The following is a 19090-nucleotide window of genomic DNA, read 5'->3' as shown; positions in this document are numbered from 1 at the left end:
GCGACGGGTCCGCCGTTCCCGGTCGGGCACGGCTGCCACGGAAATGGCGCTGGCCCTGCCGTTTCTCCTGACCATCGGGATGTGGGGCACCGAGCTTGCCAACCAGATGGTCACGCGGATGCGGCTATCCCAGCTCGCCATGCAGATCGCCGACAATGCCTCGCGGATCGGCGATCAATCGATGCTGTCGAATCGCAAGATCTACGAATCGGACGTCAACGATCTACTCGCCGGCGGCAAGGTGCAGGCGGGCACGCTCGATCTCTACACGAACGGGCGCGTGATCTTGAGCAGTCTGGAGGTCCTGCCCGGAACGACCAGCACCCAATACATTCACTGGCAACGCTGCCGCGGTCTCAAGAAAGTCACGAGCGCGTATGGGGCGGAGGGCGCCGGCAAGGACGGCTCGCTCCCCGGGATGGGCCCGTCGGGCGATGAAGCCAAGGCCAGCGCAGGCGATGCGGTGATGTTCGTCGAATTGACCTACGACTACCAGCCGCTGATCTCGAACCTGTTCACCGGCGGCTCGCAATCGAGCACGATCAAGGTGCAGGCGGCGTTCAATGTGCGCGACGACCGCGACCTGACCCAGATCTACCAGCGCAGCAGCGCCAGCCCCGATCCGGTCGCAAGCTGCACCACCTATTCCAGCTGAGCCCTCCCCCCGCGCAGCGCGAGGGGGGAGAGGCCTTCGCCGTCAGCGATAGCAGACGTTGCGAACCGCCTGTGCGATCCTGCCGGCGTCGATCAGCGCCGCCTTTTCGAGATTGGCCGCATAGGGGAGCGGCACGTCCTCGTCGCACACGCGCAGGACCGGAGCATCGAGGCTGTCGAAGCCTTCCTCCATCGCGATCGCGATGATTTCCGATGCGATCGAGCAGACCGGGAAGCCTTCCTCGGCCACGACCATGCGATTGGTCCGCGCCAGGCTTTCGAGCACCGTCGCCTTGTCGAGCGGACGCAGCGTCCGCAAGTCGATCACCTCGGCCTCGATACCTTCCGCAGCCAGCGTCTCGGCCGCTTCGAGCGCGAAGCCGACGCCGATCGAGTAGGACACGATCGTCACGTCCCTGCCCGGACGGACGATGCGGGCCTTGCCGATCGGCAGGACGAATTCGTCGATCTGCGGCACATCGAAGCTGCGACCGTAGACCAGCTCGTTCTCCAGGAAGACCACGGGATCGTCGCTGCGGATCGCGGCGCGCAGCAGCCCCTTGGCATCGGCGGCATCGTAAGGCGCGATGACCACCAGCCCCGGAACGCTGGCGTACCACGGGCCGTAGTTCTGCGAATGCTGCGCACCCACGCGGCTTGCCGCGCCGTTGGGGCCGCGGAACACGATCGGGCAGCGCATCTGGCCGCCCGACATGTAGTTGGTCTTGGCCGCCGAGTTGATGATGTGGTCGATCGCCTGCATCGCGAAGTTGAACGTCATGAACTCGACGATCGGCTTGAGCCCGCCCATCGCCGCGCCCGCGCCGATACCGGCAAAGCCGTATTCGGTGATCGGCGTGTCGATCACGCGCTTGGGTCCGAATTCCTCGAGAAGGCCTTGCGTGACCTTGTAGGCGCCCTGGTACTCGGCGACTTCCTCGCCCATGACGAAGACGCGGTCGTCGGCGCGCATTTCCTCGGCCATGGCGTCGCGCAGCGCTTCGCGCACGGTCGTGGCGACCATCGCGGTGCCGGCAGGGATCTCGGGATCGGCGACCGGCTTGGCGGCGCCCGCCGGGGCGATCGATGCCGCGGCCTTGGCCTTGGCCTCGGTGCCGACCGGACCGTCGCTCTCCTCGGCCTTTTCCTCGACAGCGGGCTGCGTCGTCGCCGCAGGGGCGGGCGCGGGTGCGGGTGTGGCAGCCGCCGCGTCTTCGCCCTCGCCCGCAATCCTCGCGATCACGGCGCCGACCTTCACGCCCTCGGTTCCTTCGGGCACGACGAGTTCGGCAATCGTGCCCTCGTCCACGGCCTCGAATTCCATCGTCGCCTTGTCGGTCTCGATCTCGGCGAGGATGTCGCCCGACTTGACCTCGTCGCCGGGCTTCACCAACCACTTGGCAAGCGTGCCCTCCTCCATCGTCGGGGAGAGCGCCGGCATCTTCAGTTCGATCGCCATCTCAGTACTTCTCCACCAGGACGTCGGTATAGAGTTCCTCCAGCGCCGGCTCGGGCGAGCTTTCGGCAAAGTCGGCGGCCTCGGCCACCTGCTGGCGGACCTTCTTGTCGATGTCCTTGATCCGGTCCTCGGTCACGCCCCGCTTGAGCAGTTCCTGCTTGGCGGCTTCGATCGGGTCGTGCTTCTCGCGCATTTCCTGCACTTCCTCGCGGCTGCGGTACTTGGCGGGGTCCGACATCGAATGGCCGCGATAGCGATAGGTGTTGAGCTCCATCAACACAGGGCCATTGCCGGCCCGCACGAATTCGAGCGCGACCTCGGCGGCCTGGCGCACTTCGAGCACGTCCATGCCGTTGACGTCCATGCCCGGGATGCGGAAGGCCGTGCCGCGACGATAGAAGTGGGTTTCGGCCGAGCCGCGCCGCACCGCGGTGCCCATGGCATAGCCGTTGTTCTCGACCACGAACACGATCGGCAGCTTCCACAGCGCCGCCATGTTGAACGTCTCGTAGACCTGCCCCTGGTTGGCCGCGCCGTCGCCGAAGTAGGCCATGCACACGCCGCCGTCCTCGCGATACTTGTGCGCAAAGGCGAGCCCTGCACCCAATGGCACCTGCGCACCCACGATGCCGTGGCCGCCGTAGAACTTGTGCTCGGTGCTGAACATGTGCATCGAGCCGCCCTTGCCGCGGCTGATGCCGGCGCCGCGCCCGGTCAGCTCCGCCATGATGACCTTCGGATCGATGCCGTAGGCGAGCATGTGGCCGTGATCGCGATAGCCGGTGATCACGCTGTCGTGCCCTTCCTTGAGCGCCGACTGCAGGCCCACCGCGACCGCTTCCTGGCCGATGTAGAGGTGGCAGAAGCCTCCGATCAGGCCGAGCCCGTAAAGCTGCCCCGCCTTCTCCTCGAAGCGGCGGATCAGCACCATCTGTTCGTAGAAGCGCAGCAGCTCGGCGTCGCTCGCTTCGTACTGCTTGTTGTTGGCGTGCGCCTGCTGCAGCGATCGCAGCGCGAACTCGGCCTCGTCCTGCGCGGCGATCGCTTCGCTCGACTGGACCACCGGGGTCTGCGTCGTGGCGGGCTTGGAGGTTCGGGGGGCGCGCGGCCTGGCGGGTTTGGCCAAGTCTTCGGTTTCCTTTTGCTTGCAGCCTCGCATCGCACAGTGTGCGAATGTGCCTGCCTCTATGGCGCGCGAAGGCGGATTCCGCAACGTCGCGGCCGGGTGCGTACCGGGGCCCGGATACCTATTCAAGTCCGGACGCGACAACGGGAAATTGTGAGATTGCCGCCTTGTGCGAGGCCCTGCCCGCAGGGGTGGCGCACCCGGAACGATTCGAACGTCCGACCCTCAGATTCGTAGTCTGATGCTCTATCCAGCTGAGCTACGGGTGCATGCCCTGACAACTGCAGGCGACTGCAGTCGTGGTCCCGACCCACCCCCATCCAGGCGATGGGAGGGGAATGGCGCACCCGGAACGATTCGAACGTCCGACCCTCAGATTCGTAGTCTGATGCTCTATCCAGCTGAGCTACGGGTGCGTGGGAGACGGGCCTTTAGGTGGCGTCCGCAGGCTTGGCAAGCCCTTTCAGCAAGGGAATGATCACTCTCCCCAGGCGGATGTCGAGCGGGGGCATATTGTCCCCGGCGCCGACTTCGTGCCCGAGCCGGTCCGCGCCCCACCACTGGCAGGCCGCACCCGCCGCGATGTCCTCCGGCTGGCAGTCGGGGTTTCCGCTCCATTTGGTGCAACTGTATAACAGCAGCACCAGCGCGCGCCCCGGCCCCGCCTCGCCCACCGCAAAGCTTGCCGGAGCGAATGTCGCCGGATCGGCTTCGATCGAAAGTTCCTCGCGAAGTTCGCGCACGAGCGCGGACTCGGGCGCTTCTCCCGATTCGACCTTGCCGCCAGGAAACTCCCACAGCCCGCCATGGTGCCGATCCGTGCGGCGGCGCTGGAGCAGCACGTTCCCCCGCCCGTCGAGCAGCGCGGCGGCCACCACGAGCAGCGGCGGCGAAGACCCGGTGGCGCTCTTCGCGTCCGGGGGCAGGCAAGGATTTGTTAGCATCGTAGGGGTATCAAGCAGGGTGCCGAAATGAGTAGGAAACCACGGTGAAGACTACCTTGCACAAATTGCTGAGGGACAAAACGGCAGGAACGGTCATCGAGTATGGCCTGCTGGTTGCTGTCTTTTCCACCTTCGTCGTTTTCGGCATCCGCAGCCTCGCCGAGGGGTCGGGCAACCTCTGGTCGCGCGTCTCCGAGCAAGGCGGCGCTGCGTTGTCGCAGCATTAATCGCTTCTTAGGAAGTGCTGCGTAAATACACGAATGCTCGCTCCGGGGACAAAAGGAGCGGGACGGGAAAGAAGACACTCTAGGAGACTGACCATGAAGCTTTTCAACGAAATCGTCCGCAACGAAGACGGCGCCACCGCGATCGAATACGGCCTGATCGCTGCCCTCATCGCCGTTGCCGCGATCACCGCGATGTCGTCGCTGGGCACCAACCTGTCGCAGACCTTCAACAAGGTCGCCACCACCGTCAAGACCAACTAATCTGGTCCTGACCGGTAAGGTTACGGAACGGGCGGGATTTTCCCGCCCGTTTTCGTTTGTGCGGGTGACAGCTGCGATCATAACGATCGACATCTCCTAACCTTCACTTTTCTTACCCGCGACCCAAACTTCGGGAGTCTTCGGTAAGACGATCTTAAGGATCATCCCGTAGACAAACCACGGTTCCTGGAGGCGCACGCTAGGACGGGACGAGAATGAAATAGCGGAGACTGACGATGAAGCTCATTTCTGACCTGATGAACAACGAAGACGGTGCAACCGCGATCGAATATGGCCTGATTGCGGCCCTGATCGCCGTCGCCGCGATCACTGCGCTGAGCTCGCTGGGGGGCAACCTGTCGGAAACCTTCAACAAGGTTTCGACCACGGTGAAGACCAACTGATCCTCGGGGTCAGACTGAGATTCGAAACGGGCGGGGGTCAATCCCCGCCCGTTTTCGTTTGGGCTCGCCTGGCCCGGTGGCGCCGCTAACGAAGGTTTACGCGAAGCCCTAATAGGTAATTAGCTTAACCTTCTGCCCGGGCTGGAGACGCGCATCGGCGTTCAAGGCATTGAGCACCAGGAAGCGCTCGAGCTTCCGGTCGCGATAGGCCATCAGGCTGCTCAGGGAAGCGACGGTGTCACCCGACGACACGGTGCGGACCGCGATGCGCCGCGGTCGGACCATCCCTGCCTCGGCTGCATCGATTCGCCGGATCGACCGGAACATCGAATCGAACACGCCCGATTCGCCCGCGCGCGCGATCGTGGCGAAATGGAACGCCTGCTGCGGACCCCACGCATAACCGACGACCGTTACATCGACCGCGCTGCCGCCGCTGGTCATCCGCCGGGTCGCGATGGCCGCGGGAATCCCGTTGATCGTCGTCCTGCTGACCGCTGACGGTTGCGCGCCCTGCGCCAGCTTGGCGAAGGCGGCGCGCACATAGGCGTCGAGGTTCCCGTCGAAGGACCCGCCGGCAAGTTCGCCCTTGCCCGACTGGCCGGAAATCCTGACCGAGCGGGTTCCGTTCGCGAGGTAGAAACCCGGGGGCGCCGAAAACGCCATCCGGTAGCCCGGATGCACGAAGGTGCGGCCCTCCACCACGCCCTGGCGCGGGTCGTCGTCGTAGGTCAGGCCATCGATTCGCGCGAGGAACACGTCGCGATTGGTCAGGCCGCGCGCGGACCCGGCCTGCGCATCGGCGGCTGCGACCCGCGCCGCCGGCTCGGGATGCGTGCTTGCCCATTCCGGCATGCGCTCGCCATCCGCGCTGCCGCTGATCTGCGAATCGAGCGCCGTCTGCGCGGCGAGACTGCGCAGGACCGAGGCCATCGCATGGGGATCGTAGCCGGCGCGCTGGAGATAGCGGACCCCCAGGTTGTCGGCTTCGGTCTCCTGCGCGCGGGAATAGCGCAGGGTCAGAAGCTGGCTGCCGGTCGAGAACAGCTGGCTGCCTGCCTGCCCCAGCGCGGTATTTCCGAAAATCGCGCCTGAGAGCACCGAACCCAGGATGCCGATGATGGCATTGCGCGTCGCCGCGCTCTCGCGCTTTGCGGCATGGCGCGCCGCGACATGGCCGACTTCGTGGCCCAGCACGCCGGCGAGCTCCGCCTCGTTGTTCATCAACCCGACGAGGTTGCGGGTTACATAGACGTAGCCCCCGGGGATCGCGAAGGCGTTGTTCACCGGGGAATTGAGCAGCGTGACGGTAAAGTCGCCTCGTGCGTTCGAAAGGCCCGACTGGACCGCGATGGTCTTTCCGACCTGCTCGACATAGCCCGCCTGGGGGCCCGTCACCGCGCCGCCGAACTCCTGGACCAGTTGCGGATGCGCCTTCGCGCCTTCCTGCCGGTCGGCGGGGCTGATGGCGTTTGCGCCACCCTGCGCGGTGACCGGAGCGGCAGGAACGCTGCCGGCGAGCAGCGTCCCCAGCGTGGCAAGCGAAAGGATCGAACGGCGCATCGAGGTCTCCAGCTCCCTTTGCGGCTCGAACCCGTTGCCGCCGTTCGAAGTTCCCGGCGCCCGCGGTTCGCTGCGATCAGGCGCCGATCCTGAGGAAACGTTCCGCGCGCATGGTCCGCAAGGCGGCCGGATCCTTGCCCGAAAGCGCATCGAGCTCTTCGCCGATCGCCTGGCCCAGCGCCTGCGCCGTCGCCACCGGATTGCGATGCGCGCCACCCACCGGCTCGGCAACGATCCGGTCGATCACCCCCAGCGACAGCAGGTCCTGTGCGGTGACCTTCATCGCCTCGGCCGCATCCGGCGCCTTGTCGGAGGTCCGCCACAGAATCGACGCGCACCCTTCGGGCGAAATCACCGAATAGACCGCGTGTTCGAGCATCAGCACCCGCTCGGCGCTTGCCAGCGCGACGGCGCCGCCCGAGCCGCCTTCACCGACGATCGTCGCCACCATCGGCACGCCGAGCGCAAGACAGGCCTCGGTCGAGCGCGCGATTGCTTCGGCCTGGCCGCGCTCCTCGGCTTCGACCCCGGGAAACGCCCCCGAGGTATCGACGAGGGTGACCACCGGCAGCCCGAATCGGCTCGCCATTTCCATCAGGCGGACCGCCTTGCGGTATCCCTCCGGCTTGCCCATGCCGAAATTGTGGCGGATGCGGCTCTGGGTGTCGTTGCCCTTTTCGTGGCCGATCAGCATGACCTTGCGATCGCCCAGCGTCGCGAACCCGCCGACAATGGCCTGGTCCTCGCCGTAGAGGCGATCGCCGCCCAGCGGCATGAAGTCGGCGAAGGCGTGCGCGACGAAGTCCTTGAAGTGCGGGCGGGCAGGATGCCTTGCGACCTGGGTCTTCTGCCAGGGGCTCAACGACCGATAGGTGCTCGCCAGCAGATCCGCGCTCTTCGTTTCGAGACGGCGGATTTCGGCAGCGAGATCGAGTTCGCCGCTTTGCGCCGTGTCGCGCAGCTCGGCGATGCGGGCCTCGAGCGCTGCGACCGGCTTTTCGAATTCGAGATAGGAAATCATGATGCGAGCGCTAAGGATGCTTCGCGCCCGGGTCAACGGTTCGGCGCACTTCCCAGCGGATGACGGCTGTTGACGAGCGCGACGAGCCTTGCCGCGTCGACATGGGTGTAGATCTGCGTCGTCGCGATGTCCGCATGGCCGAGCAAGGTCTGCAGCACGCGCAAGTCCGCCCCTCCTTCGAGGAGATGCGTGGCGAACGCATGCCGCAGGACGTGCGGGCTGACCTTTTCCGGATCAAGCCCCGCTCGAAGGGCCAGGTCGCGCAGCAACTGGAACAGGCGGACGCGCGTCAGGTGCCCACCGCGCGGGCTCGGAAAGACGAAGCGCCCCCCTCCCCCGCGCGCCGCGAGCCAGCGGGCCAAAGCGGCGCGGGCGCGCTCGCCCACCGGCACGAGGCGCTGCTGCCCACCCTTGCCGGTGATGGCCACGAACGGTGCATCGCGCGGCACCGCCGCCAGCGGCAGCGACACCAGTTCGCTGGCACGAAGCCCCGAGCCGTAGAGGAGCTCGATCAAGGCCAGCAGCCGCACCGCTTCCGGCCGTCCGGACGCGGCATCGCTCTCGGCCAGTGCGAACAGCGCCGCAACCTCGTGATGGTCGAGAATGCGGGGAAGACCGCGTCGCAGGCGTGGCCTGGGCAGGGCCGGCGAGGGATCGTCCGCCCGCCAGCCTTCGTCGAGGCAGAAGCCGTAGAACTGGCGCAGCGCAGAGGCCTTGCGCGCCAGCGTCGCCGGGGCAAGGTCGGCCCAGGCCTCGCCGAGGCGGGCGAGATCGTCATGGCCCGCGACGACGAGGTCGCCGATCACCTCGGCCGCGCCGGTCAGGTCGCGGCGATAGGCGGCAAGCGTGTTTGCAGCGGCCCCGCGCTCGGCCGCCAGCATCGCCAGGAACGCCGAGACGGCATCGTCCGCCATCGCGCGCGCGGGTCAGACCCGCGAGATCGCCTCGGCCGCGATCATGCGCGCTTCGCCTTCGAAGCCTACACGGCGCAGCGCCGAGACGATATGGTAGAGGTGCACCGCCGTCATCTTGTCCCAACCCGCGCCCTGCATGCCGAAGCCGGCCAGCATCGCCACCAGCGCCGGGTTGTCCGAATCGGCCGCGGCATCGATGGCGCGGGTCCACCGCGTCTCGCGGGCCATGTCGAGCGACAAGGACCGGGCGAAGGCTCGTGCGGTGTCGGCGTCCACCCGGCCCAGCCCCATGAGCCCGGCGAGAAGAAACCGCGAGCGAATGGCGCCGCTGCTCGAATCGCCGTCCTTGAATTGCCCGAGCTGGTCGGCGCCGATCGCGGCGAGCTTGTTCGGACTGGCGACGGCAAGGATGCCCCAGGCCTCGCTGCCGACCGGCGTGAACGGCGTCCAGCGCGCGGCGTTGCGGTCGAGGCCGGCGGTCAGCATCGAGGAAACGAGGCCCGCCGCATCGTCGGTCATCGCCGCGTTCGGCACGATCCGGGCTGCGGCATAGGCCGTCAGGACAAGCCGCGAATAGGCGCGATCGGGGTCGCCGGCCTCGGACCACAACGACTTGATCGCGGCAAGCCGGTCGGCGGCATCGGGCGAGACGTAGGCGTTGCGCAACAGCGCGGTCTGCGGTCCCCAGGTGGCGTCATCGGCGTCGAATGCCGCGATCTGCGACCAGAGGTCGATCATCGCCGCGCTCGAAAGGATGCCGCGCCCCGCCGCCACTTCGGCCGCGGCCGCACGCGCCGCGAGCGGCAGCATCGGCGCGCGCACCGCAACCATGTCGTAGTCGCTGCCGGCAGGCTTGCGCAGCGCTTCGGGCGGCTCGATCCCGGTTGCCAGCGCCAGGCCCGAGCGCCACGGGGTCAGCTTGTCGACGTCCTTCCACTCGATCTGCACCGCGCGCCGCGCGTTGGTGCCCGACCCTGCAAACTTCTGCGCCAGCAGGATGTCGATCTTGTCGCCGCTCGGCAAGGAACCGCCCCGGCGGCGCATCGCCAGATCGAGCTGGCTCAAGGCCGGGGGGCCATCGCCGGTGAAGGCCGAACAGATTGCGCGGGTCAGCGACCAGTCCCAGCCCGTTCGCCCCGCCGCGGTGAGGGCGCTGATCGGGCAAAGTCCGACCGGGTCGGCGGTGGCGAGGAAGCTGCCCATCGCCGCGTCCTCGAGGCTTCGGGTGAAGTTTCCGCTGTCCACCTGCTGCACCAGCGCGCGCGCAGCATCCGCCTCGCCCATTCGCAGCAGCACTTGCGCGCGGATCGCGGCCCAGTCGGCGCCGTTCATGCCGACCGGCGTGTCGAGCCGACTGACCAGCGCGCGGCGCAGCAGGATATGCCCCCAGCGCGACACGAGCGGGCCGCGCGTCGCGCCGAGCACGCCCTCGACGAAGCGGCCGTTGAGATAGTGGCTCGACGTCGCCGGCAACCCGCCATCGGCCTGCGCCACCAGGCCCACAGTCGCGAGGCTGCGCTGCGCGTCGGGGGGAATGTCGTACTTGGGCCGCACCTTCTCGACGAGTTCGTCGATCAGCGCGGGATCGATGCCGGCGAGCGGGTCCGCGCGTGCCGCCGGCGGCGGGGTCGCGCCGGTGTCCGTCGGCAAGGGCTGGACCACCGGACTGGACGTCGTCGCGACGGCCTGAGGCGCGGCGACTGCCGCGGGCGTCGATGCGCGCGGCGCGCTGGTCGTCGCGCGGGGCGTGGCGGCGGATAGCGGGCGCGGGGCGGGCGCGCGGGCGGGTTCGGCGCCGCTCTTGTCGTCGAAGCCCGGGGGCAGCAGCGATTGTTGCGCCGCAAGCGAGCCCGACACGGCGATGGCTGCCGCGGCCGCCAGCAGCCGGATTGCCCTGCCCTTCATCTCAGTGCGCCTCGACCGGCGTCGGCAACGGGATTTCGATCCATTCGGTCGGTCGCTTCCCACCTTTGCTCCATGCCAAGACCACAACCGCAAGCAGGGCCGCCACAGCGATTCCTGCCGCAAGATACCTTTTGTTCACGCGACCTAACCCCCTGCGGCGAGCCTGGTGCGGCATTGCCCGTCCGGGGGTGCCGGCGCGCCCGCCATGGCGCTTGCGCGGGGCAGTAGCGCAAGTATAGGCAGCCCCGCAATGGAGCACGACGTTTCGCCTTCGCCCGGTGCGCCAGCGCCGATGCTCTCCTCCGCCGATGTCGCGCGCATCGCTGCTCTGCTCGACCGCCCGGTGGTCCTCGTCGGCATGATGGGCGTGGGCAAGACGACTGTCGGTCGCCGGCTCGCGGCCATGCTCGGCCTGCCCTTCGTCGATGCCGACGAAGAGATCGAGCGCGCGGCGCAGATGGCGATCCCGGAAATCTTCGCGCAGTTCGGCGAACCCTATTTCCGCGACGGCGAACGCCGGGTGATCGCCCGCCTGCTCGGCGATGGCGCGGACAAGGACCGCAAGGTCCTCGCGACCGGCGGCGGGGCCTTCGTCGATGGCGAGACGCGCCGGCTGATCCTCGAAAAGGCGGTGTCGGTCTGGCTCGACAGCGATGTCGACACCCTCGTCGAGCGGGTCGGCCGCAAGGACAACCGCCCCCTGCTCCGCGAAGGCAACCCGCGCGAGATCCTCACGCGGCTGCGCGCCGAACGCCAACCGCATTATGCGCAGGCGGCCATTCACGTCGTCAGCGGGCAGCAGCCGCATGCAGTGACCGCCGACAGGATCCTGAGGGCAATCGATTCATGGCTGTGATCAAGGTGGACATCGCGAACGCACCCTACGAGGTGCGGATCGCAGCGGGAATTCTCGCCCGGGCCGGCGAACATTGCCGCCCCTTCGTCCGCAAGGATCACGTCGCCGTCGTGACCGACGAAAACGTCGCGGCGAACTGGCGCGGCAGCGTCGAATCCTCGCTCGCCGCCGCCGGCATCGCCTCGCACTGGCTGGTCCTGCCTGCCGGCGAGGCGACGAAGTCGTGGCACCATCTGGCGCAAGTCGTCGACTTCCTGCTCGCGCACGAGGTCGAGCGCAAGGACTGCGTCATCGCCTTGGGCGGCGGGGTCATCGGCGACCTCACCGGCTTCGCCGCCTCGATGGTCAAGCGCGGCTGCGGCTTCATCCAGATGCCGACGACACTGCTCGCGCAGGTCGATTCGAGCGTCGGTGGCAAGACCGCGATCAACACCGCGATGGGGAAGAACCTCGTCGGCGCGTTCCACCAGCCTGCGCTGGTCCTCGCCGATCCGGCCGCGCTCGGTACGCTTCCCTTGCGCGACACGCGGGCAGGCTACGCCGAAGTGATCAAGTACGGACTGATCGACGATCCTGCATTCTTCGAATGGTGCGAGGCCAATGGCGAGCGCCTGCTTGCCGGCGAGTCCGCCGCCCGCGAGACGGCGATTGCCCGTTCGGTAGCGGCCAAGGCGCGGATCGTCGCCGAGGACGAGAAGGAAACGACCGGCGTGCGCGCGCTGCTCAACCTCGGGCACACCTTCGGCCATGCCCTCGAAGCCGAAACCGGCTTTTCCGATCGCCTCCTCCACGGCGAAGGGGTCGCGCTGGGCATGGTGCTCGCAGCGAGGTTTTCGGTGCGGCAGGGCCTGATGTCCGGGCAGGACGCCGAGCGGGTCGCAGGCCATGTCGCTGCGGCCGGATTGCCGTCGTCGCTCGCGTCGCTTGGCCTTTCATGCGACGGGCGTCGCCTTGCCGACCACATGCTCCACGACAAGAAGATGGACGCGGGCACCCTGCCGTTCCTGCTGATGCGGGGGATCGGCCAGACGTTCCTCGCCAAGGACGTCGATCTCGCCGAGGTGGCGGCGTTCCTCGACGAGCAACTCGTCGGCTAGGGGACCAGGTCGACCGCGTCGTGGTCGGTCAGCAAGGCCTTGCGCAGCAAGGTACGGTGGCAGCCGCAGGCTTCGCGCTCGTAACATAGCAGCGCCGTGCGCTTGTCCGCGGCGAGATCTGCGAGTTGCGCGCCGGCGGCGATCGCCTCGGGAAGCTCCAGCTGCCCGGCATAGATTCCCTCCAGCCTGGCATGATCACCGGCACGCGCCGCGGCGCGACCTTCCGGCGGCGTGCCGAGCGCCTTGAAGTGACGATATGCGATCCCCGCTTCGGCGAGGTTTGCCGCGAGCGCCGATTTCGAAAACCCCGGACGGCGCGACAACGGCAGAGCGCGCACATCGGCGACGACCTCGATCGAAGCCGCCTGCAAGGCGGCGAGGAAGGCAGGCATCGAGGTCTGCTCGTAACCGATGGTCCAGATCGTCATGGGCTCCATGTGGGTGGCCAGGGCGACGGCGCAAGGGTCAGAACAGCCGCGATCCGTTGGGCACCGGCGCGTCGGGCGAAAACAGCACCACCCTCCCCTCCCCATCGGCGAAACCGAGTGTGAGGACTTCGGACATGAACTTGCCGATCTGGCGTGGCGGGAAGTTGACCACCGCCGCCACCTGCCGCCCGACGATGCTGTCGGGCGCATAGAGCGCGGCAATCTGCGCGCTGCTCTTCTTGCGGCCGATTGCCGGGCCGAAATCGATCTCAAGCTTGAGACTGGGCTTGCGCGCTTCGGGGTAAGGCTCGGCCCTCAGGATCGTGCCGACGCGGATGTCGACCTTGAGGAATTCGTCGAAGCCGATCGTCTCGGCGGCCGCTGCGGCGGGATCGTGGTCGAGGTGCATGCGCACCTCAAACCACGCCCGCCGGCTAGGCGGCAAGCGCCTTCTACTTCCCCTGGAAGTTGGTCTTGCGCTTCTCGAGGAAGGCCATCACGCCTTCGCGCGAATCCTCGCTGTCGCCTGCGACGAGCTGGCCTTCCGCCTCGGCGAGCAGCGCGCCCGAAAGATCGCATTCCATCGCGCGCAGCAGGTTCTGGCGCATCCGGCCCAGCGCCACCGTCGGCCCCTTCGCGAGCCGCTCGGCCAGCGCCATCGCTTCATCCTGCAGCTTGTCGTCGTCGACCGCCTTGTAGATCAGGCCCCACTGCTCGGCCTTGTCCGCGCCGATCTTTTCGCCCAGCATCATCATCTCGGTCGCGCGGGCCTTGCCGATCAGGCGCGGCAGGATCCAGCTGGCGCCGCCATCGGGGACGAGACCGATGTTGACGAAGGCCTGCAGAAAGTAGGCGCTGCGCCCGGCGATCACGAAGTCGCCCGCCAACGCAATCGAGCAGCCCACGCCCGCCGCCGGGCCGTTGACGGCAGTGATGACCGGCACGTTGAGCTTGGCAAGCTTGGCGACCATCGGGTTGTAGGCCTCGGTCAGCGCTTTGTAGCTGCCCGCGCCGCCGGTGATCGGCGAGGGACGATCACCCCGCGCGGCGAGATCGGCGCCCGAGCAGAATGCGCGGCCCTCGCCGGTAATGACCAGCGCACGCACGTCCTTGCCCATCAGGGTCAGGGCATCGGCGATTTCGGTCGCCATCTGCGGCGGGCAGGCGTTGAGCCGCTCGGGCCGATTGAGCACGATCTTCGCCACGGCGCCGGTGCGTTCGAGGCGGATGGTTTCGAATTCCATGGGGCACCCTCTCCTGATTTAACCGAGTGATTAATTCAGGAGCTATGCCACCGACGCGTGCTTGGCAAGCTTCAAGCACGCGGGGGCGCCGTCAGCTCAGGCGTGATGCGCCTGCGCGAAGGCCGCCGCAGCGCCGAACAGTCCGGGCTGCGGATGCGTGATGAGCTTGACCGGCATCGCCGCCATCAGATGTTCGAATCGCCCCTTGGCGCGAAACCGGTCGGCAAAGCCCGAGCGCAGCAGCGTGTCCTTGATCCTGAGGCCAAGCCCTCCCGCCATGACCAGCGCCGAGGCCCCGTGCGCGAGCGCGAGATCGCCTGCCACGCTTCCCAGCGAGAGGCAGAAGCGATCGACCGCGGCGGCAGCCAGGCTGTCCTGGCCGCTGGTGCCGAGCGTCCACAGCTCCTTGTCCTCGCGCGGGGTGAAGGGCTGCCCCTCGATGCCGGCGAGCGTCTCGTAGATATCCACGATCCCCGGCCCCGCGACGACCCGCTCGGCCGAAACGCGGCGGTGGCGCTTGCGCAGGCGCGCCAGGATCGCATCCTCGATCGCGTCGAGCGGCGCATAGTCGATGTGCCCGCCCTCGGTCGGCTGCACCCGATAGCGCCCGCCCTCGCGCCACAGCTGCGCGACGCCGAGCCCGGTTCCGGGCCCGACGACGCTGATCGTCCCGCTGTCGGGCAGTTCCTGGTCGGGTCCGCTGAGGTGCTGGAAGTGCTCGGGGCCCGCCTGCGCCACGGCGTGGGCGACGGCGGCGAAGTCGTTGACCACGACGTAATCGTTCGCGCCGAGCTTTTCGGGGATCATCGCCGGGCGGATGATCCACGGATTGTTGGTGAACTTGATGATCTCGCCGCCGACCGGCCCTGCCACCGCGATCGCCACGGCATCGGGCACCGCCGCGCCCAGTTGCCGGCCGAATTCCTCCCAGGCGAGCTGGAAGCTCGCGTGATCCGCGGTCTTGAGCGTGATCGCCTCGCCCAGCGCGACGACCCTCCCGGCTTCGACTTCGGCGAGCGCGAAGCGCGCGTGCGTTCCGCCGATGTCGACCGCAACCAGCTGCATTGTCTTGCCCCTCCGCTTTTCCGTCACAGCCCGGCGGCAGCCAGCATGGCCGAACCGCCGCGCTCGGCGGGATCCGAATGGTGGCGCATCAGCGCGAACAGCTCGCGGCCGACCCCCATGGCTTCGGCCGGCGCGACAGCCTCGTCCCGCACCTCCCATTGCGCGGCGTCGACGAGGGCCTCGAGCCTGCCCGTTTCGGCGCACACGCGAACGACATCGCCGTCGCGAAGTTTTGCCAGCGGGCCGCCGAGCTTGGCTTCGGGCGAAACGTGGATCGCCGCCGGCACCTTGCCCGATGCGCCCGACATGCGCCCGTCGGTGACGAGGGCGACCTTGAAGCCGCGGTCCTGCAGCACGCCCAGCGGCGGCGTCAGCTTGTGCAATTCGGGCATGCCGTTCGCGGCGGGTCCCTGGAAGCGCACCACGACCACGACATCGCGTTCGAGCTCGCCGGCCTTGAACGCGGCGAGGACCTCGTTCTGGTCCGCGAACACGCGGCACGGGGCCTCGATCGTCCAGCGCGAGCGCTCGACCGCGCTGACCTTGATCGTGCCTCGACCAAGATTGCCGCCCAGCAGGCGCAGCCCGCCTTCGGGCTGGAACGGGGCCGACACTGGGCGCAGCATGGTATCGTCGCCGCTCGCTTCGGGCGCGGGTTTCCAGCGCAGCGCCTCGCCTTCCATGAACGGCTCCTGCGCGCCCTCGCCCAGCCCGTCGCCATAGACGGTGAGGATGTCGCCATGGGCGAGCCCTGCCCCGACTAGTTCCTTGATCACGTAGGGCATGCCGCCTGCCGCATGGAAGTAGTTCACGTCGCCCGCGCCGTTGGGATAGACGCTGGCGATCAGCGGCACCGCGCGCGACAGTTCGTCCATGTCGTCCCAGTCGATCTGCACGCCCGCCGCCCGGGCGATAGCCGGCAGGTGGATCACGTGGTTGGTCGACCCGCCGGTCGCCAGCAGGCCGACGATCGCATTGACGATCGCCTTTTCATCGACGCAGCGGCCGAGCGGGCGATAGTCCTCGCCGTCCCAACCGATCTCGGTCACGCGGTGGACCGCGGCGCGCGTCAGTTCCTGGCGCAGCTTGGTGCCCGGCAGCACGAAGCTGGAGCCGGGCATGTGCAGGCCCATCATCTCCATCATCATCTGGTTGGAGTTGGCGGTGCCGTAGAACGTGCAGGTCCCCGCCGAATGGTAGCTCGCGCTCTCGCTCTCGAGCAGTTCGTCGCGCCCCACCTTGCCCTCGGCATAGAGCTGGCGGATGCGCACCTTCTCCTTGTTGGCAAGGCCCGAGGGCATCGGGCCGGCCGGCACCAGGATCATCGGCAGGTGGCCAAAGCGCAACGAGCCGATCAGCAGGCCCGGCACGATCTTGTCGCAGATGCCGAGCAGCAGCGCGCTCTCGAACATGGCGTGGCTCAGCGCCACTGCCGTGCCCATGGCGATGGTGTCGCGGCTGAACAGCGACAGCTCCATCGAATCCTGCCCCTGGGTCACCCCGTCGCACATCGCCGGAACCCCGCCGGCGACTTGCGCGGTCGCGCCCCTCTCGCGGGCGAAGACCTTGATCTGCTCGGGGTAGCGGCCATAGGGCTGGTGCGCCGAAAGCATGTCGTTGTAGGCGGTGACGATGCCGATGTTCATCGCCTTTCCGCTGCGCAGCACCGGCTTGTCCTCGCCCGATGCCGCAAAGCCGTGCGCGAGGTTGCCGCACGAGAGCTGCGGGCGGTTGAGCCCGGCGTCACGCTGGCGCGCGATCAGGTCGAGGTAGGCCGCGCGGCTGTCGCGCGAGCGGGCGATAATGCGATCGGTGACTTTCGCGACCGTGGGATGCAGGGCCATCATTCGCTCCAGTAGATCGTGACGGGCGGCCCGAAGCCGCGCAGGAAATCGGCGACGGGGAAGCGGTCGTCACCCTTGAGCACGCGCTCGATCAGCGCCTTCTTCGACGCGCCGGTCACGACGAGGATGATCTCCTTCGTCGCCTTCAACGCCCGCTTGTTGAGGCTCAGCCGTTCGAACGGCGCCTCGGGCGGGAGCGGGATCGGCGTCGTGGCGATCACGCTCGGCCCCGGGCGCACCAGCGCGACCATGTGCGGGAACAGCGACGCAACATGCCCGTCCTCGCCCATGCCGAGCCAGACGAGATCGAACGGCGCGACCGCCATGCCCTCCTCGAGCCGCTCGAACTTCGCGCCCGACCGGCCAAGCGCTGCATGGATCTTGCCGAAGTTCGAGGCGGGATGGTCGTCGGGCACGCGCCGGTCGTCGGTCAGCGCGATCGTCACCTTGCTCCAGTCCAGCGGACGGTCCTTGAGCAGCGCCAGCACCTTGATCGGGGTCGAGCCGCCGGTGAAGGCGATCCGCTTTTCCCCCGACTTCACCAGCTCGGCGGCGATGCGGTCAGCGACCGCCGCCGCATCGCCGGGTTCGGCCCAGCGGACGTGCGCAGGCTCAGTCATTCCAGCTTCTCCCGTCGCGCTCGGTCAGCGCGATGCCCGCGTTGGGGCCCCACGATCCTGCGGCATAGGGCTTCACTTCCATGTCGCCCTTCGCCCAGACCTCGCGGATCGCGTCGGTCCATTTCCACTGCGCCTCCACTTCGTCGCGGCGCACGAACAGCGTCTGTTCGCCCTCGATCAGGTCGAGCAGCAGGCGCTCGTAGGCAATCCGCTTGCGCGCCTTGGCAAAGGCGGTGGTCAGCGACAGGTCGAGGTTGACCTCGCGCAGGACGATCCCGCCGCGATCGAGGCCGGGCTCCTTCGCCATGACCTGCAGTCGCACGTATTCCTCGGGCTGGAGGCGGATCACCAGGCGATTGGCGCGCAGCTTGCCCCCGCGCTCGGCGAAGATGTTGTGCGGCACCTGCTTGAATTCGACGACGATCTCGCTGCGCCGCTCGGCCAACCGCTTGCCATGGCGCAGGTAGAAGGGAACGCCCTGCCAGCGCCAGTTGTCGATATGGGTCTTGATCGCGACGAACGTCTCGGTGTCCGAGTCCGCGCCGAGATCGTCGAGATAGCCCTTCACCGCCTCGCCCTTGACGGCGCCGGCGCGATACTGGCCGCGCACCATTTCCTCGGGCTTCACCGGGCGCAGCGCCCGCAGCACCTTGACCTTTTCGTCACGGATCGACGTCGCGTCGTAGTCGCGCGGCGGCTCCATCGCGGTGAGCGCGAGCAGCTGCAGCATGTGGTTCTGCACCATGTCGCGCAAGGCGCCGGTGTCGTCGTAGAAGCCCTTTCGCCCCTCGAGACCGACCGTCTCGCTGACCGTGATCTGGACATGGTCGATCCCGGCGCTGTTCCACAGCGGCTCGAACATCATGTTGGCGAAGCGCAGCGCCATCAGGTTCTGCACCGTCTCCTTGCCGAGGTAGTGATCGATGCGGAAGATCTGCCGCTCGTCGAAGGCGGCGGCGACCGCGTCGTTGATGCGCCGGCTCGAAGCCAGGTCGTTGCCGAGCGGTTTCTCGAGCCCGATCCGGGTATCGCCATGGGCAAGACCGGCGCGGCGCAGGCCCTCGATCGTCGGCTCGAACAGCGCGGGCGCGGTCGACAGGAAGATCGACAGGCCGCAGCCGGTATCGCCGATCTTGTCCGCCAGGGCGCCGAAGCTGTCGATGTCCGAGGCATCGAGCGTCTGGTATTCGAGCCGCTGCAGGAACGTGCCGAGCTTGGTCTCGTCCTTGCGATCGTCGGGCAGGAACTCGTCGAGCGCGGACTTGGCGAAATCGCGGAATTCGGCGTCGTCGTGCGCCGACCGCGCGGTGCCGACGATCCGCAGCGACGGGTCGATCAGCCCGTCCTCGTGCAAGGCATAGAGCGATGGCAGGAGCATCCGCCGCGAGAGATCCCCGGTCGCTCCGAACAGAAGCAGGGCGGAACAGCTGGTCTCGGCCATCGACATCGCACTCCCTC

20 protein-coding genes and 2 tRNA genes are annotated in these 19090 nt (G+C 67.8%); 6 read left to right on the top strand and 16 right to left on the bottom strand.

Annotated elements, in window-relative coordinates:
• Positions 1-43: 43 nt before the first annotated feature.
• Positions 44-655 (top strand): pilus assembly protein, encoded by a 612-nt coding sequence (locus K3A85_RS09040; RefSeq protein ID WP_225206184.1) that lies wholly within the window; start codon positions 44-46, stop codon positions 653-655.
• A 42-nt stretch (positions 656-697) separates the two neighbouring features.
• On the opposite strand, the gene K3A85_RS09035 is transcribed toward K3A85_RS09040, so the two are convergent.
• From K3A85_RS09035 to K3A85_RS09015, 5 genes are all read right to left on the bottom strand, one after another.
• The gene (locus tag K3A85_RS09035) at positions 698-2113 is read right to left on the bottom strand and encodes a pyruvate dehydrogenase complex E1 component subunit beta (RefSeq protein ID WP_225206183.1); all 1416 of its coding nucleotides are present in this window, start codon (positions 2111-2113) and stop codon (positions 698-700) included.
• 1 nt (position 2114) lies between these two features.
• Entirely contained in the window at positions 2115-3239 is a 1125-nt protein-coding gene (pdhA, locus tag K3A85_RS09030; RefSeq protein WP_225206182.1) for a pyruvate dehydrogenase (acetyl-transferring) E1 component subunit alpha, read from the bottom strand.
• Positions 3240-3431: 192 nt separating this feature from the next.
• Positions 3432-3508 (bottom strand) — tRNA-Arg (locus K3A85_RS09025).
• A gap of 70 nt (positions 3509-3578) precedes the next feature.
• A tRNA-Arg gene (locus K3A85_RS09020) sits at positions 3579-3655 on the bottom strand.
• 15 nt (positions 3656-3670) lie between these two features.
• Positions 3671-4183 carry a (deoxy)nucleoside triphosphate pyrophosphohydrolase gene (locus K3A85_RS09015; protein ID WP_318248078.1) on the bottom strand — a complete coding sequence of 171 codons (513 nt, stop codon included), beginning with the start codon at positions 4181-4183 and terminating at the stop codon, positions 3671-3673.
• Between the two features lie 44 nt (positions 4184-4227).
• Here K3A85_RS09015 and K3A85_RS09010 point away from each other — a divergent pair, with 44 nt between their 5' ends.
• The 3 genes from K3A85_RS09010 to K3A85_RS09000 all read left to right on the top strand — a co-directional run bounded on the left by K3A85_RS09010 (position 4228) and on the right by K3A85_RS09000 (position 5075).
• Positions 4228-4410: a Flp family type IVb pilin gene (locus K3A85_RS09010; RefSeq protein WP_225206181.1), complete on the top strand. Its 183-nt coding sequence runs from the start codon at positions 4228-4230 to the stop codon at positions 4408-4410.
• A 93-nt stretch (positions 4411-4503) separates the two neighbouring features.
• Positions 4504-4671 carry a Flp family type IVb pilin gene (locus K3A85_RS09005; RefSeq protein ID WP_225206180.1) on the top strand — a complete coding sequence of 56 codons (168 nt, stop codon included), beginning with the start codon at positions 4504-4506 and terminating at the stop codon, positions 4669-4671.
• A 236-nt stretch (positions 4672-4907) separates the two neighbouring features.
• Positions 4908-5075 (top strand): Flp family type IVb pilin, encoded by a 168-nt coding sequence (locus tag K3A85_RS09000; protein ID WP_225206179.1) that lies wholly within the window; start codon positions 4908-4910, stop codon positions 5073-5075.
• 108 nt (positions 5076-5183) lie between these two features.
• On the opposite strand, the gene K3A85_RS08995 is transcribed toward K3A85_RS09000, so the two are convergent.
• From K3A85_RS08995 to K3A85_RS08980, 4 genes are all read right to left on the bottom strand, one after another.
• Positions 5184-6638, bottom strand: coding sequence for a M48 family metalloprotease (locus K3A85_RS08995; RefSeq protein WP_225206178.1), 1455 nt, complete (start codon positions 6636-6638; stop codon positions 5184-5186).
• Between the two features lie 76 nt (positions 6639-6714).
• Positions 6715-7659 (bottom strand): acetyl-CoA carboxylase carboxyltransferase subunit alpha, encoded by a 945-nt coding sequence (locus K3A85_RS08990; RefSeq protein WP_225206177.1) that lies wholly within the window; start codon positions 7657-7659, stop codon positions 6715-6717.
• A 32-nt stretch (positions 7660-7691) separates the two neighbouring features.
• On the bottom strand, positions 7692-8573 hold the full coding sequence (locus K3A85_RS08985) for a tyrosine recombinase (RefSeq protein WP_225206176.1): 882 nt from the start codon (positions 8571-8573) through the stop codon (positions 7692-7694).
• 12 nt (positions 8574-8585) lie between these two features.
• Positions 8586-10478 (bottom strand): hypothetical protein, encoded by a 1893-nt coding sequence (locus tag K3A85_RS08980; protein WP_225206175.1) that lies wholly within the window; start codon positions 10476-10478, stop codon positions 8586-8588.
• A 250-nt stretch (positions 10479-10728) separates the two neighbouring features.
• Between K3A85_RS08980 and K3A85_RS08975 the strand changes: the two genes are divergently transcribed.
• Both K3A85_RS08975 and aroB read left to right on the top strand, forming a co-directional pair.
• Complete coding sequence (locus tag K3A85_RS08975; RefSeq protein ID WP_225206174.1) at positions 10729-11334, top strand: shikimate kinase; 606 nt, start codon at positions 10729-10731, stop codon at positions 11332-11334.
• Entirely contained in the window at positions 11325-12431 is a 1107-nt protein-coding gene (gene aroB / locus K3A85_RS08970; RefSeq protein ID WP_225206173.1) for a 3-dehydroquinate synthase, read from the top strand. Before K3A85_RS08975 ends, aroB begins: the two co-directional genes overlap by 10 nt.
• Here the strand turns inward: aroB and K3A85_RS08965 are convergent.
• From K3A85_RS08965 to zwf, 7 genes are all read right to left on the bottom strand, one after another.
• Positions 12428-12859, bottom strand: coding sequence for a DUF488 domain-containing protein (locus K3A85_RS08965; protein ID WP_225206172.1), 432 nt, complete (start codon positions 12857-12859; stop codon positions 12428-12430). The two genes, aroB and K3A85_RS08965, sit on opposite strands and share 4 nt — an antisense overlap.
• Positions 12860-12896: 37 nt before the next feature.
• Positions 12897-13268 (bottom strand): tRNA-binding protein, encoded by a 372-nt coding sequence (locus K3A85_RS08960; RefSeq protein ID WP_225206171.1) that lies wholly within the window; start codon positions 13266-13268, stop codon positions 12897-12899.
• 43 nt (positions 13269-13311) lie between these two features.
• Entirely contained in the window at positions 13312-14103 is a 792-nt protein-coding gene (locus K3A85_RS08955) for an enoyl-CoA hydratase-related protein (RefSeq protein WP_225206170.1), read from the bottom strand.
• A 96-nt stretch (positions 14104-14199) separates the two neighbouring features.
• On the bottom strand, positions 14200-15168 hold the full coding sequence (locus K3A85_RS08950; protein WP_225206169.1) for a glucokinase: 969 nt from the start codon (positions 15166-15168) through the stop codon (positions 14200-14202).
• A 23-nt stretch (positions 15169-15191) separates the two neighbouring features.
• Entirely contained in the window at positions 15192-17012 is a 1821-nt protein-coding gene (edd, locus tag K3A85_RS08945; RefSeq protein ID WP_225206168.1) for a phosphogluconate dehydratase, read from the bottom strand.
• Entirely contained in the window at positions 17012-17632 is a 621-nt protein-coding gene (locus tag K3A85_RS08940; protein ID WP_225206167.1) for a 6-phosphogluconolactonase, read from the bottom strand. The genes edd and K3A85_RS08940 overlap by 1 nt, the downstream gene beginning before the upstream one ends.
• Entirely contained in the window at positions 17625-19073 is a 1449-nt protein-coding gene (gene zwf / locus K3A85_RS08935) for a glucose-6-phosphate dehydrogenase (protein WP_225206166.1), read from the bottom strand. The genes K3A85_RS08940 and zwf overlap by 8 nt, the downstream gene beginning before the upstream one ends.
• Positions 19074-19090 lie beyond the last annotated feature (17 nt).

Origin of the sequence: Novosphingobium huizhouense (genome assembly GCF_020179475.1) — a bacterium.
GTDB classification, from domain to species: domain Bacteria; phylum Pseudomonadota; class Alphaproteobacteria; order Sphingomonadales; family Sphingomonadaceae; genus Novosphingobium; species Novosphingobium huizhouense.
The sequence above is the reverse complement of the archived record's forward strand: the minus strand, read 5'-3'. Positions and strand labels throughout refer to the sequence as shown.

What these genes read in the sequence shown, in the direction of transcription:
- K3A85_RS09040 (WP_225206184.1), top strand. Translation starts at nt 44, where the DNA reads ATGGCGCTGGCCCTGCCGTTTCTCCTGACCATCGGGATGTGGGGCACC.
- K3A85_RS09035 (WP_225206183.1), bottom strand. Translation starts at nt 2,113, where the DNA reads ATGGCGATCGAACTGAAGATGCCGGCGCTCTCCCCGACGATGGAGGAG.
- K3A85_RS09015 (WP_318248078.1), bottom strand. Translation starts at nt 4,183, where the DNA reads ATGCTAACAAATCCTTGCCTGCCCCCGGACGCGAAGAGCGCCACCGGG.
- K3A85_RS09005 (WP_225206180.1), top strand. Translation starts at nt 4,504, where the DNA reads ATGAAGCTTTTCAACGAAATCGTCCGCAACGAAGACGGCGCCACCGCG.
- K3A85_RS09000 (WP_225206179.1), top strand. Translation starts at nt 4,908, where the DNA reads ATGAAGCTCATTTCTGACCTGATGAACAACGAAGACGGTGCAACCGCG.
- K3A85_RS08995 (WP_225206178.1), bottom strand. Translation starts at nt 6,638, where the DNA reads ATGCGCCGTTCGATCCTTTCGCTTGCCACGCTGGGGACGCTGCTCGCC.
- K3A85_RS08990 (WP_225206177.1), bottom strand. Translation starts at nt 7,659, where the DNA reads ATGATTTCCTATCTCGAATTCGAAAAGCCGGTCGCAGCGCTCGAGGCC.
- K3A85_RS08985 (WP_225206176.1), bottom strand. Translation starts at nt 8,573, where the DNA reads ATGGCGGACGATGCCGTCTCGGCGTTCCTGGCGATGCTGGCGGCCGAG.
- K3A85_RS08980 (WP_225206175.1), bottom strand. Translation starts at nt 10,478, where the DNA reads ATGAAGGGCAGGGCAATCCGGCTGCTGGCGGCCGCGGCAGCCATCGCC.
- K3A85_RS08975 (WP_225206174.1), top strand. Translation starts at nt 10,729, where the DNA reads ATGGAGCACGACGTTTCGCCTTCGCCCGGTGCGCCAGCGCCGATGCTC.
- aroB (WP_225206173.1), top strand. Translation starts at nt 11,325, where the DNA reads ATGGCTGTGATCAAGGTGGACATCGCGAACGCACCCTACGAGGTGCGG.
- K3A85_RS08965 (WP_225206172.1), bottom strand. Translation starts at nt 12,859, where the DNA reads ATGACGATCTGGACCATCGGTTACGAGCAGACCTCGATGCCTGCCTTC.
- K3A85_RS08960 (WP_225206171.1), bottom strand. Translation starts at nt 13,268, where the DNA reads ATGCACCTCGACCACGATCCCGCCGCAGCGGCCGCCGAGACGATCGGC.
- K3A85_RS08955 (WP_225206170.1), bottom strand. Translation starts at nt 14,103, where the DNA reads ATGGAATTCGAAACCATCCGCCTCGAACGCACCGGCGCCGTGGCGAAG.
- K3A85_RS08950 (WP_225206169.1), bottom strand. Translation starts at nt 15,168, where the DNA reads ATGCAGCTGGTTGCGGTCGACATCGGCGGAACGCACGCGCGCTTCGCG.
- edd (WP_225206168.1), bottom strand. Translation starts at nt 17,012, where the DNA reads ATGGCCCTGCATCCCACGGTCGCGAAAGTCACCGATCGCATTATCGCC.
- K3A85_RS08940 (WP_225206167.1), bottom strand. Translation starts at nt 17,632, where the DNA reads ATGACTGAGCCTGCGCACGTCCGCTGGGCCGAACCCGGCGATGCGGCG.
- zwf (WP_225206166.1), bottom strand. Translation starts at nt 19,073, where the DNA reads ATGGCCGAGACCAGCTGTTCCGCCCTGCTTCTGTTCGGAGCGACCGGG.